A 12,043-nucleotide genomic window follows, 5' to 3' on the forward strand; every position below is an offset into this window, starting at 1 on the left:
GACGACGTTCGCGTGTGTCTCTAAATCAGAAGCGACACAGCGAAAGGACGATCATGGGTCAGCTCAACGCCGGCATCGTGCCGGTCACGGCCTTCCAGCAAAACTGCACCATCCTCTTCGACATGGACGACAGGCAAGGCGTCGTCGTCGATCCCGGCGGCGACATCGACAAGGTGCTGGCAGTGCTCAAGGACAATGCGATCGATGCCGGCGCGATCTGGATCACGCATGGTCACATCGACCACGCCGGCGGCGCCATGGAGCTGAAGGAGGCCCTCGGCATCGAGATCATCGGTCCGCATGAGGCCGACCGCCCGTTGCTCGCCAATCTCGAGAAGCAGGCGAAACATTACGGCATCACCGATCCGGTGAGCAACTGCGTGCCCGACCGCTTTCTCAGCGAAGGCGATACCGTCTCGTTCGGCCAGCACGTGTTCGAAGTCTTTCATTGCCCCGGCCACGCGCCCGGCCATGTCGTCTACTACAATCGTGCTGCGAAGTTCGCCCATGTCGGCGACGTCTTGTTCCGCGGCTCGGTCGGGCGCACCGACCTGCCGGGCGGCGACCACGCCGCGTTGATCGCCTCGATCAAGGACAAGCTTCTGCCGCTCGGCGACGACATCGGCTTCATCTGCGGCCATGGTCCCGGCGGCCGCTTCGGCGAGGAGCGCCGGAGCAATCCCTTCCTGATTTAACGCGTCGTGGCTGCGGAGCTTCACGCGACGCGCATCGGTCTCTTGCCTTGATATGCCGACAACAAAAAAGCGCTGGCCTTGCGGACAGCGCTTTTTTGGGGGGCAGGGAAGCCTCAGTTCGCGGTGCAGAAATGCTGTTCGCCGTCATAGCCGGTGAACGTGCCGGTGCGGGCGTTGAAAGAGCGATAGCGATCCGAACAATAGTCATACCAGCCACGGGTCCATGGCTCGGCATAGCCGTCATTGTAGACGACCCGCGGTTCCGCGTAGTAGCGGCGCACCGGGGCGGGCTGTGGATAGCGACCATAATCGTCGTAGCCGGCGTCGTAATAGCTGGGCTGCGGGTTGTTGAGCGCACCAACGATCAGAGCGCCGGCCGCGAGGCCAAGGACGCCTGCCGCGATCGCATCGCCATTACCACGATGGTGGTGCCGGTGGCGCCAGTCACCTGCGCTGGCCGCCGGCAAGGTCGCGAGCGTGGTTGCAACAATTGCGGCGGACAGGACGGCGGTCTTGAAAATTCGGTTCATCTCGGTCTCCTTCATGCCGGCCCGGGTAATCTGCGGCCCGGGTAATCTGTGGGTAATCTGGGGGATGCGGTCCGGCTTTACCGAAGATTAATAGGCGACCGTGGCTGAACGGGGGCTGAACGAAATTGGCGGGCTGGGACCAGTCGATTCATCGATCAGGCATGGCGCATGGCACAAATATCATACGCTCGACAACGAGCGGAGCTGCGCCAGCGGACCGTCCGACGCTGTCTCGAACTCGGCTCAGCCGATCGACAGGTTGACGGCTTTCGGACCCTTGCCGCGCTTGTCCGGCTCGGTGTCGAATGTTACCTTCTGCCCATCCTCAAGACCGGGAAGACCCGACGCCTGCACGGCCGAAATATGGACGAAGACATCCTTCGCGCCATCATCCGGCGTGATGAAGCCGAAGCCTTTGGCATGATTGAAGAATTTGACGGTGCCGGTCTGCGGCATGGGAAGCTCCTTTGATCCCATCAAGTCCAGTCTCGGGCCGGCAAATGCCCGAGTGGAAATTTGTCGTTTATTTTAGCGCCATCGGCAAGAGAAAGTTTTGCGAGCAGTGGCTTGCCGCCCTGCCACGAAAAAAGGCGCGACGAAACCGCCGCGCCTTCGAAACTCGGGTCCGGCGCTGAAAGCCGGTTCAAGGCCTTTGGAGGGGCCTCGGGCTCATTCCTGGCACGTCCGCGCGGACGTGCGCGGGCCGACGATTCAGTCCGCGCGGAGATTGACCGCCTTCGGTCCCTTGCCCATGCGGTCGGGCTCGACATCGAACGTGACCTTCTGGCCATCGACGAGCGTGCGCAGGCCCGAAGCCTCGATCGCGGAGATGTGGACGAACACATCCTTGGCGCCGTCATCTGGCGTGATGAAGCCGAAGCCTTTGGTAGCGTTGAAGAATTTAACGGTGCCGGTCTGGGCCATTGGGGAAACTCCTTCACCCGTGTCAGTCTTTGTGGTTTGCCCGCCGCCTGACGCCGTGGGCAAGTCCCGGTGGTTGCTTCGGCAGTCATGCATTGGCGCATGGTCAAAACCCCCCGCCGAAAAACGGGGCCGTCAGAGATTCACAGTATCGGGGAAAGGTCGTCCAAAACGTTCCGCTCTCCGGGTCGCAAATGCCCGAACACAAAATTTATCGCACGGAAACGCGGTGGTTGCAAGGTAGCGCCAACGGCCGCTCATGGACGCCTTCGCGCACATGGCATCGACAAAGCGGGGGTGCTCGCCCGGTGGTCATAAGCCATAGCCCGGCCACGCACGGTCCAGCCGGCTGGGGGCCTGCAAACAGGGGTTGCATTCGGCGGGTGGAATGGCGAGGATCGGCTTCATTTTTGGCATGCCGTTGTCCCAAACCGCTTCGCACCCTCGGGTCAGAGTCCCGTGGGCAGCTTTGGGTGACATGCATTGGAGCGGGGGCTCGAGGGAGGCCTGGTGATGAAATTTCCTGCGGCAATCTTCTCGCGACAGGGTTTTGCCATCCTGTTGCTGTCGGCAGTACTTGCAGCCTGTACCGCGGTGGTGGTGGAGGAGGACGGACCGGGGTACCGCCCGCCTCGGCCCGAGCCGCAATTTTGCACCAGACAATATGATCCGGTCTGCGCCCGGCGCGGTGGCGACCGTCAGACCTTCGCCAATGCCTGCCTTGCCGAGCGGGCCGGATATCGCATCATCAGCGGCGGCCGGTGCCGCGACGGTGGCGGTGATGGAGAGCAGACATTCTGCACGCGCGAATACCGCCCGGTCTGCGCCCGCCGCGGCGGCGAGTTGCGCACCTTCCCCAACGCTTGCGAGGCTCGCGCCGCCGACTATCGCATCGTCGACGACGGTCCCTGCTGAGAGGCTGGTTTCCTCCCCGTCTCCGGGCGGGGAGGCTCATCCATCAACTGGGCGCAGCCGCGCGACGGCAGCTGGCGGCTCTTGCCTCTACGCCGGCAGCCCCGCCCTGCGGCAATAGGCGATGAACTCGGCCGCGGGCATAGGTTTGGCAAACAACCAACCCTGACCATAGTCGACGTCGCGTTCCATCAGGTAGTCGACCTGTGCCTGCGTCTCCACGCCCTCGGCAATGATCTTCAGCTTCAGCGTCTTGGCCATGTCGATGATATGCGGCGTGACGGAACTGGTGGCGGAATCCGTAGCGATCGTGTCGATGAACGACTTGTCGATCTTCAGCGCATCGAGCGGCAGCCCCTCGAGATGGGACAGGCTCGAATAGCCTGTGCCGAAGTCGTCGATTGCGACCGCATGGCCAAGCTCGCGGGCGCGAATGACGGTCGAACGCGCTGAATCGACGTCGACGAAACCGCGCTCCGTCGCCTCCAGCCAGATCTGCCGAGGCTGAATTCCGGTGTGCTGCAGGGCCTTTTCGATGACCGGAAGGACCCTTGCCGTTCTGACGTCGGCCGGGCTGAGATTGATCGCGATGTGGAGCGAACGATTGGCGACAAGAAGTTTTTTCAGGTCCAAAACAACAAGGGCGATGATCTGATCGGTGATTGCCGCGATCAGGCCGCTCTCTTCGGCCAGCGGGACGAAAAGATCGGGCCGGACTAGCGAGCCGTCGGGTCGTCTCCAGCGCACCAGCGCTTCGGCACCCACGCAATTGCCTGTCCTGAGCGCGACGATCGGCTGATAGTGGACGATAAACTCGTGCTTGCGCACGGCAATCTGCAATTCTCCAAGCGGCGACAGCCGCCGCCGTGACAGCCAGACAACCATGCCGATGATGAAGGCGGCGATGAAAGCGCCGAGGGGAAGCAACAGCAATTGCCGCCTACGCACGCTGTCGACAATCTGGCTTTCCGGTTCGGTGGCGACGGCGATCCAGTCCGTCCCGCGCACCGCGGCAAACAGTTGACCGTCATCCAGGCCTTTGCCCGGGTCGGCGATGATCTTGCCGATGCGGGCAGGATCAGGCCCGTTCAGCGCGCTGAGCAGGACGCCCGTGTTTGTCGCCAGGGCAAGCTGAACGTCGGGATCGACGACGATGTCGACAAAGCGCAGGGGGTCGATAAGGACATTATGGCGCTTGTACTGCAGGGCCATCAGCGGATGGTCCTGGTTGGCCAGGGGCCGTATCCGGGCAGTGACGGTAACGCCGTCTGCAGCGGTGAAATCCGGTGCGGCTTGCGTAACGCGTCCTTCGGTCGGTCCCCAGGATGTGCATTTGAGCAGGCCGTTTTCGAAATAGCCCATTTCTTCGATCGAGCGCGTGTTGATGGTGAGCCGCCGCATGCGGGCAATGTGGTCCACCGAACAGCGGTCGCCGGTGAACCGGTCGATCTCCCGCAACGCGCCGGCTGCATCCATGAGGGATATGCTGGCCCTGGCGATCGCGCGGTTGGCGAACAGCTCCAGCCGCTCGTGTTCTTCTTGAACCGCCAGGACCCATGAAAAGTGGAACATCGCCGCGATGGGCACTATCGCACCGAGCAGGGCCAGCACCACCGCAGTCACGATGATGCGCGACCTGTCCATGTGCGCCTCCCTGCATTCGGCTGCGAGCGACGATTTCGCGCGCGGCCCGCCAGGCAGCCAACTGTGATCGGGCCCGGTTCCAGCGGACCTTATAGGGCTTCGAAATTACGTGATCTTTAATCCGGCCCGCGGTGGCTGGATGAATGCAGGGCTGCTCATCCGTTTGCCGCTAGCCCTTGGATTTCGATTTCAAACCGGCTTCCGCCTGCTTGACAGCCGAGCCGAAGGGCGAGGCCGGCTTTGCTGCCGTCTTGTCCTTCTTGGGCTTGCGTGTCTCGCGGTTGCTGCGCTGTTGACCCTTGGCCATTTCCTGGTCCCTCGTGATTGATGAACATGGTGGCGATGGTTGATGGGCGGCTAGCCGTTTGGATCGTCGGCCACTTCGAGATTGTCTTCCGTGGTGACCCGCTCATGGGTCTCCTCGTTGCTGCGGATGCGGTATTGCGGCGAGCCGTCCTTGACCGGCAGCCTGCTTTTGATCTGGAACAGCTCGGCGGTCTTCTGAACAAGGCCGGTGCGGCTCTTCATGCGAACGGTCTGGCCGATCGCGAAAAGATGCGCAGGCGTGTCGGTGCGCGGGCGCGCGTTCTGCTGGAAGCGGATCATGCGGCATTCTCCTGGTCGCGCCTCAGCGCGGTTTCGAGTTCGGCGAAGTCGATGGCGACCAATTGGCTGGTCTGGCTTTTCACCGTCCTTGCCGGCAGGTGGATGAATGTGCCGACACGGCGCCAGGCAAGCCACGAGATGCCATCGACAAGCTCCTCATCGTGGTCGATGTCGTAGTCGCCGGCCGGCAATTGTCCTTCCAGGCCGCCAATCATGAAGGGTGCCTCGAAATGCGCGATGGAATGGGTAGTTCGGCCAGACATTCTCGTGCCTCGAAGTGTCGTCTTGGATCCGATTGGGTGGTGCCCACTTCGCGGCACCGGGACCTAAGATCGTGGGTCCCTGTTCGGCAATTTGGGTATCGGCAATTTGGGTATCGGCGATCTGGAATGAGTTTGGCGGGTCGAGAACTTCTGACGCCGCGAGATGCCAAGCTTGGCCCAAAAAACGATCTCAATTCACTAATCCCAAAATGCGGTTTATTCAAGAAGATTCCCGCCTGTCGCCGACATCGTCGTAAATTTACTTTTCTAGGGCTATTTGGGAAATGGTGATACGGTCCGGAAACTTCACAAGAATTGTTTGAGATTGTGCCGGAAAAATTCATCTCGGCATCGATTTTTATTTACATCTGAAAGGAAAAATCATGTTTTCCGTGAAAACACCTGATGGTTCGACCGTAACCATCAAGCCGATTGTCAAGCAGATCGCCGGGCCTGCGAAAGTCGTGTCGGCACGGCTGACGATACGAAGTGACGAGGCAGCGAGGCGCAGGATCGCCGATACCGACGGCACGCTGCGGCGGGCCAGACAGGTTGCGGAGACCAACCGCCTGATCTGACACGGCCGGCCCACGAGCCCAGGATTTCCGGCAAGCTGGCCTGCGAACCCTTGAACCTGCCGCGCCGATGGCCTAGATCGCGGCAGGCGGACAAAACACGGCAGGTTTCCCATCAACAGAGATCCGAGAAGACCGGCAGGCGCGGGCGGCAATTTCGGCTCAGGCGGACAGCCGCCGCTGGGGCTCGACCAGCGCGTGCAGCAGGCACTGCAATTGCATCAGGCGGGGCGCCGGCAGGAAGCCGAGATGCTCTACCGGCAGGTGCTGGCGCAAAAGGCCAATCATGCGGCGGCAGCACATTTCCTCGGTTTGCTTCTGCACCAGACCGGGCGCAGCGCCGAAGGACTTGATCTCCTCGAACAGTCGGTGCGTCTGCAACCCAAGAATCCAGATTTCCTCAACAATCTCGGCACGGTGATGCGCGACCTCGGCCGTGTCGGTGCAGCCGTCGATTTCTTCCGTGGCGCGGTGGCAATCCGGCCGGAGCAACTCGCGGCGCGCGACAATCTCGGCTCCTCGCTGAAGCAACTCGGCCACTTCGAGGGCGCGGAGGAGATCTATCGCGGCACCATCGGCCGCAACCCGTTCCATGTCCGCGCCCGCATCGGGCTTGCCGAAACGCTGCAGGAGGCTGGGCGGCTCGACGAGGCGCTCGCCGTCTTCCGCGAAGCATTGGCAATTCGGCCGAAGGACGCCGACCTGCTGCACGGTCTGGGCGTCGGGCTGATGGAGAAGGGCAGCCTCGCAGAGGCAGCGGAGCATTTCCGGCAGGCGCTGGCGGTCGATCCCGGCATGGCCAGGGCCTGGCTGATGCTCACCCAGGTCAAGCGCCAGCAGGAGCGCGACGCCGAGCTTGCCGGGATGGAGGCGCAGCACGCCAAGGCGCCGGAAGGCAGCCTGGCGCGCATGCAGCTTTCGTTCGGCCTCGGCAAGGCCAATGACGACCTCAAGGATTATGGCCGTGCCTTCGATTATTTCGCCGAAGGCAATGCCATCCGCCGCATGGGCATCGACTATGACGCGGACAAGACACGCGCCGAATTCGAAACGATGAAGGCGGTGTTCGACAAGGCCTTCTTCGACAAGCACAGACCGAGCGGGATTGCCGACGACACGCCGATCTTCGTCGTCGGCATGCCGCGCTCCGGCACCACGCTGGTCGAGCAGATCATCGCCAGCCACCGCCAAGTCTATGGCGCGGGCGAGCTCGGCATATTGAAGACGGCGGTGGGAAAACAGTTTCCGCCTGGTATGAAGGGCGGTTTCCCCAGCGGGATCGCCGACCTGCCCGACAAGGCCTTTGCCGAGGCAGGCCAGGCCTATCTGGACCTGCTGCACGCCCGCTATCCGGGTTTCCGGCATGTCACCGACAAGATGCCCGGCAATTTCCTTTTGGTCGGCTTCATCCATCTGATGCTGCCCAAGGCCAAGATCATCCATTGCGCGCGCGACGCGGCGGCGACCTGCCTGTCGATCTACAAGGTGCATTTCCGCGGCGACAGCCACCGCTACGGCTACGACCTCGGCGAGCTTGCCGATTTCCACAATCTCTACACCGACATCATGGCGCATTGGCGCACCGTTCTGCCTGATGTCGTGCATGATGTGCGCTACGAGGATTTCGTTGCCGACCAGGAAGGGCAGACGCGGGCGCTGATCGCCTATCTCGGCCTGCCATGGGACGATGCAGTGCTGTCGTTCCACGAGACCGACCGGCCGGTGCGCACGGCGTCGGCGGCGCAGGTGCGCCAGCCAATGTACCAGGGCTCGGTCGATCTGTGGAAGCGTTATGGCGACCGGCTCAAGCCGCTGCTCGACCGGCTGGCGTAATGCGGGCCTACAGCTCGAGGAAGGGCTGAAAGCCGCCGAAGATCATGCGCTTGCCGTCGAACGGCATCGCCGACCAGTCGGACTTCAGCCGCTCATCGGCCATCACCTTGGCCATCACCGCATCGCGGCTCTGCCGCGATTCATAGACGACCCACGAGAAGACGACGATCTCGTCGTCCTTGGCCTGCACGGCGCGCGGGAACGAGGTCATTTCGCCATAGGGCACGTCGTCGCCAATGCACTCGACATAGGCAAGCGCGCCATGCTCCATCCAGACAGTGCCGCCCAGCCGCGCCATTTCCTTGTAGGCATCGAGATTCGCCTTGGGCACGGCGAGTACGAAACCATCGACATAGGACATTGTGGTTCTCCTTGGGTTGGGTAGGGTTTTCCTTCTCCCCTTGTTCTGGGAGAAGGTGGATTGGCGCGCAGCGCCAAGACGTATGAGGGGTGTTGGACGGAGTGCCGTCATCGCAATCTGGAACACCCCTCATCCGACCGAGCTTCGCTCGGCCACCTTCTCCCGCAAGGGGAGAAGGAAAGGAGGCTACGCCGCCTTCACGGGCGCGTTCATTGCCCACTCGACACCGAAGGGATCAGTAAGCTGGCCCCAGCGGTCGCCCCAGAACATCACCTGCAGCGGCGTGCCGACCGTGCAGCCTGCGTCGACTGCGCGCTGCCACCAGGCGTCGATGTCGTCGCTGCCGAGATGCAGTTGCATGGTGAAGCCCTGCGGCTTCACCGGGGCCATTCCGTGCTCGGGATAGAAGTCGGAAATCATCAAGGTCGAACCGTTGATGTGGAGATGGATGTGCATCGTCCGGCCCTGCTCGTCCGGCGGGTAGAAGAAGACCTGCTCGGCGCCGAACGCCTTCTGATAGAATTCCGAAGCCTTGAAGGCGCCGTCCAGCTGAAGGTAGGGCGTCAATCCGCCGAGGACTTTCGCTTTAGGCTGGGTTTGGGGCTGATCGTTCATCTCTTTGCTCCTCTCTGCGTTTGGTTTGACCTTGCGGACCACAGGACGAATGAAGCGGCGGCGATCCTACACGTCAGACGCATTTTTTTAATGCCGGGACCAGATGCGCCGGGCCGCCGGCGGAGTGACCCTGGGCGACGCGCAAGGCTTATGACGGCGCCGCTGCGGCCGGTTGGTCTCTTCAACTTATCATCTTGCCTCGGACAAGGAGATTGCAATCCGACGGCTGTTTTGCGCGTCGACGACGATCTCCGGCCAGCCGATGTCCTTGCGCAGTTCGATCGGCAATGAAAGCAGGGCGCGCTCGCTGCGGTAACGGGCGCGAGCCGCCGAGTAACGGGTCGCGATGCGACCTACGGACGACAGAATGGACATGATGCTCTCTCCTCGATTGGCGCCGGCATCACCGTGTCGGCGACCCAAGGACGTGGCGCGCGGCCATGATCCGACAGCGCGTCGGATTTTTTGCCGCAAAGCTTCAACCGTCCGCTTCTGCCACCGATCGGAAGAAGTCTTCCGGGCTGTCGATCTCGGCCAGCCGCCGCTTCTTGATCAGCCAGAAGCGGTTGCCGATCGCCCTGATGAAGGAGCGGTCGTGCGATGCCAGCACGCAGCTCGCCTGATGGCCGAGCAATTCCGCCTCCAGCGCCTCCTGGCCGTCGATGTCGAGATGGTTGGTCGGCTCATCGAGCAGGTAGAAGTTGGGATTGGCAAGCCTGAGCGCCAGCATCATCAGCCGCGCCTTCTGTCCGCCCGACAGCACGCCGATCCTGCGCTCCTGCATGTCGATGCCGACGCCTGCGCCCGCCAGCAGCGAGCGGGCGCGCTGCTCGCCGACATCAAATCTGCGCGAGAGCATCGCCAGCGGCGTGTCGTCGCCGCTGAGGCCCGACAATGCCTGGTCGCTGTAGCCGAGCACCGTCGACGGCGTCACCTTCACGCCTTGTGTTGCCGTCTCTAGCTCGACGACGGCATTTCTGATCAGGCTGATCAGCCGCGACTTGCCGACGCCGTTGCGGCCGAGCAGCACGATGCGGTCGCCCTGGCAGATGTGGCACTTGCCGGTCCTGAACAGCAGCGTGCCGTCAGGCGTTTCGACCGCCACGTCGTCGATCGTGATCAGCACCTTGGCATGGGTGCCGCGATTGGCGAGCTTTATCGGGCCCGCCGATTTTTCGCGGTGCGCCGGTGCTGCGACCTCTTCGAGGCGCTGGGCGCGCTGGTTGAGCTGCTTGGTCTTGACCGTCAAAACGTCGCTGCCCGAATTGATGCCGATGTTGTTGAGCTTGGCCGCCTGCCGGCGCAATTGCTGCGCCACCTTCATGTCGCGCTGGAATTTGCGCTCGGTCGAGGCGTCGACTTCGCTCAACGGATCGCGTGCCCGCGAATAGGGCAACGAAAATACCGGCGACTGTTCGGGGCGCAGGAACAGCGTCCGGTTGGTCGTTGCGTCGAGGAACGCCCGATCGTGGCTGGCGATCACCACCGGCGCCTCGCGCGGCAGTGCGTTCAGCCAGGTTTCGAGCTGGCTGATCTTGGCGAGGTCGAGATGGTTGGTCGGCTCGTCGAGAAGCAGGACATCGGGATCGGTGACCCAGACGCGTGCGATCAGCGCCAGCCTTTGCCAGCCGCCGCTCAAGGCCCGCATCGGCCGCTCGCGCATCGGCTGCGGCACGTCGAGTGAATCGAGAACGACATCGACGCGCCATTGCTCGCTTTCGGCCTGCTCGGCCGGCAAGGCGTCGGCCACCATCTGCTGAAAGCCATGCTCGGCCAGTGCTGCGGGAACGGCTTGCTCGACATAGCCGACGCGCAGGCCGCGCGTGCGGGTGATGTCGCCTGCTGTCGGCTCCACCTCGCCGGTCAGGCATTTCAGCAAGGTGGACTTGCCGCGGCCGTTGGCGGCGACGATGCCGAGCCGGTCGCCGGTGCCGATGCTGAGGTCAAGGTTGGAAAAGAGCGGCGCACTCATGGTGACGCCGAGGGACTTGAGGCTGATCAGGGCCATGTTGGTTTCTCTGGTCTGCCCGGAATAAAGGTCCGGTTCGATGCACTTTGACGGTGCGCAGGCAGGCCAGCAGGCTCGGCGTTACGGCACCACGAAGGCAGACCAAGAAAATCGAAGCGGGAGAACCCGGACCGTCTCTGGTCAGCCCTGCAAGCAAGCTCGCAGGGCAGGGGCAGGGCCGCGCTGACGGTGGTGGTCGATATGCACGCAGCCCTCCTTTCAAGACGTTCGAGTTGTAGAACTGGCTACACCAAGGGAGGGGCCGATGGCAAGGGCGGGCGCATCCCTTCTCCCCTTGTGGGAGAAGGTGGATCGGCGCGCAGCGCCGAGACGGTTGAGGGGTGCTGGACGGAGCACCGCTTTTGCCAAGCTGGAACACCCCTCATCCGACCGAGCTTCGCTCGGCCACCATCTCCCACAAGGGGAGAAGGGAAGTTCGCTACCGTCCCGGCCTGCCCGTCTTACCCGGCCGGCGCTTTTCACGGCGGGCATCGGCTGGATCTTCGTAGGAGCCGATGCCGGCGCGCTGGCGGATAACTGGTTTGGCCGAATCGTCGCGTTCCTCCGCGCCCGTTTGGCGGGAGATCGGCTGTGGCTTGGCCGGCACTTTGCCCTCAACAGGCTTTTCAGTCCGTCGCACCGTCATTTCATCGAGCGAGTTCTTCTTGAACAGCGGCTTGGTCGGCTCGCCGGGGATGCCGAAATCGGAGCCGTGCGCCTCCTCGGCCGACTGTTTCTTGAACAGCGAGCGTGACACCGCCCCGGCGGGCGTCGGCATGTCGGTGCCCGGACCCATCGCATCGAGCGAAGGCTTGGCGAATAGCGGCTTCTTGACCGGCACGGCCCCGTCGGCGCCCATCTCGTCGAGCGCGGGCTTGCGGAACAGCCCCTTGCCGTGGGGGGGGGGGGGGGGGGGGGGGGGGGGGGGCCGGGGGGGGGTATGGGGGGGGGGGGGGGGGGGGGCGGGGGGGGGCGCCGGGGGGGGGGGGGGGGGGGGGGGTGAGGGGGGGGGGGGGGGGGGGGGATGGGGGGGGGGGGGGGGGGGTTTGGGGGGGGGGGGGGGGGGGGAGGGGGAGGGGG

At 63.3% G+C, this 12,043-nt stretch carries 15 protein-coding genes and 1 pseudogene; 4 read left to right on the forward strand and 12 right to left on the reverse strand.

Going from position 1 to position 12,043, the window contains the following annotated elements; genetic code table 11:
* Positions 1-53 precede the first annotated feature (53 nt).
* Complete coding sequence (locus AC0L2Z_RS18670) at positions 54-695, forward strand: MBL fold metallo-hydrolase (protein ID WP_473628971.1); 642 nt, start codon at positions 54-56, stop codon at positions 693-695.
* A 113-nt stretch (positions 696-808) separates the two neighbouring features.
* Here the strand turns inward: AC0L2Z_RS18670 and AC0L2Z_RS18675 are convergent, their stop codons facing one another.
* The 3 genes from AC0L2Z_RS18675 to AC0L2Z_RS18685 all read right to left on the reverse strand — a co-directional run bounded on the left by AC0L2Z_RS18675 (position 809) and on the right by AC0L2Z_RS18685 (position 2,149).
* Entirely contained in the window at positions 809-1,225 is a 417-nt protein-coding gene (locus AC0L2Z_RS18675) for a BA14K family protein (protein ID WP_473628972.1), read from the reverse strand.
* A 243-nt stretch (positions 1,226-1,468) separates the two neighbouring features.
* A complete protein-coding gene (locus AC0L2Z_RS18680; protein WP_006202521.1) occupies positions 1,469-1,681 on the reverse strand; it encodes a cold-shock protein in 213 nt (70 codons plus the stop codon).
* 255 nt (positions 1,682-1,936) lie between these two features.
* On the reverse strand, positions 1,937-2,149 hold the full coding sequence (locus AC0L2Z_RS18685; RefSeq protein WP_023799871.1) for a cold-shock protein: 213 nt from the start codon (positions 2,147-2,149) through the stop codon (positions 1,937-1,939).
* Between the two features lie 510 nt (positions 2,150-2,659).
* Here AC0L2Z_RS18685 and AC0L2Z_RS18690 point away from each other — a divergent pair.
* Positions 2,660-3,061 carry a Kazal-type serine protease inhibitor family protein gene (locus AC0L2Z_RS18690; RefSeq protein WP_023799870.1) on the forward strand — a complete coding sequence of 134 codons (402 nt, stop codon included), beginning with the start codon at positions 2,660-2,662 and terminating at the stop codon, positions 3,059-3,061.
* An 87-nt stretch (positions 3,062-3,148) separates the two neighbouring features.
* Here AC0L2Z_RS18690 and AC0L2Z_RS18695 read toward each other — a convergent pair whose 3' ends face one another.
* From AC0L2Z_RS18695 to AC0L2Z_RS18710, 4 genes are all read right to left on the reverse strand, one after another.
* Complete coding sequence (locus AC0L2Z_RS18695) at positions 3,149-4,702, reverse strand: EAL domain-containing protein (RefSeq protein WP_473628973.1); 1,554 nt, start codon at positions 4,700-4,702, stop codon at positions 3,149-3,151.
* A 169-nt stretch (positions 4,703-4,871) separates the two neighbouring features.
* On the reverse strand, positions 4,872-5,009 hold the full coding sequence (locus AC0L2Z_RS18700; protein WP_473628974.1) for a hypothetical protein: 138 nt from the start codon (positions 5,007-5,009) through the stop codon (positions 4,872-4,874).
* 50 nt (positions 5,010-5,059) lie between these two features.
* Entirely contained in the window at positions 5,060-5,308 is a 249-nt protein-coding gene (locus tag AC0L2Z_RS18705) for a hypothetical protein (RefSeq protein ID WP_128169625.1), read from the reverse strand.
* Positions 5,305-5,571 carry a hypothetical protein gene (locus AC0L2Z_RS18710; protein ID WP_287233126.1) on the reverse strand — a complete coding sequence of 89 codons (267 nt, stop codon included), beginning with the start codon at positions 5,569-5,571 and terminating at the stop codon, positions 5,305-5,307. The genes AC0L2Z_RS18705 and AC0L2Z_RS18710 overlap by 4 nt, the downstream gene beginning before the upstream one ends.
* Before the next feature lie 383 nt (positions 5,572-5,954).
* On the opposite strand from AC0L2Z_RS18710, the gene AC0L2Z_RS18715 reads away from it, so the two are divergent.
* Entirely contained in the window at positions 5,955-6,149 is a 195-nt protein-coding gene (locus AC0L2Z_RS18715; protein WP_023799864.1) for a hypothetical protein, read from the forward strand.
* Positions 6,150-6,395: 246 nt separating this feature from the next.
* A complete protein-coding gene (locus AC0L2Z_RS18720) occupies positions 6,396-7,979 on the forward strand; it encodes a tetratricopeptide repeat-containing sulfotransferase family protein (RefSeq protein ID WP_473628975.1) in 1,584 nt (527 codons plus the stop codon).
* A 7-nt stretch (positions 7,980-7,986) separates the two neighbouring features.
* On the opposite strand, the gene AC0L2Z_RS18725 is transcribed toward AC0L2Z_RS18720, so the two are convergent.
* The 5 genes and pseudogenes from AC0L2Z_RS18725 to AC0L2Z_RS18745 form a co-directional block, all read right to left on the reverse strand.
* Positions 7,987-8,340, reverse strand: coding sequence for a DUF1428 domain-containing protein (locus AC0L2Z_RS18725; protein ID WP_287233122.1), 354 nt, complete (start codon positions 8,338-8,340; stop codon positions 7,987-7,989).
* A 186-nt stretch (positions 8,341-8,526) separates the two neighbouring features.
* Positions 8,527-8,955 (reverse strand): VOC family protein, encoded by a 429-nt coding sequence (locus AC0L2Z_RS18730; RefSeq protein ID WP_287233120.1) that lies wholly within the window; start codon positions 8,953-8,955, stop codon positions 8,527-8,529.
* A 189-nt stretch (positions 8,956-9,144) separates the two neighbouring features.
* A complete protein-coding gene (locus AC0L2Z_RS18735) occupies positions 9,145-9,330 on the reverse strand; it encodes a hypothetical protein (protein ID WP_023799860.1) in 186 nt (61 codons plus the stop codon).
* A gap of 103 nt (positions 9,331-9,433) precedes the next feature.
* Entirely contained in the window at positions 9,434-10,963 is a 1,530-nt protein-coding gene (locus tag AC0L2Z_RS18740) for an ABC-F family ATP-binding cassette domain-containing protein (protein WP_473628976.1), read from the reverse strand.
* Positions 10,964-11,402: 439 nt separating this feature from the next.
* Positions 11,403-11,849: pseudogene (locus AC0L2Z_RS18745) on the reverse strand (excinuclease ABC subunit UvrB); the annotation flags it as partial.
* Positions 11,850-12,043 lie beyond the last annotated feature (194 nt).

This window comes from Mesorhizobium sp. WSM4850, assembly GCF_055811735.1.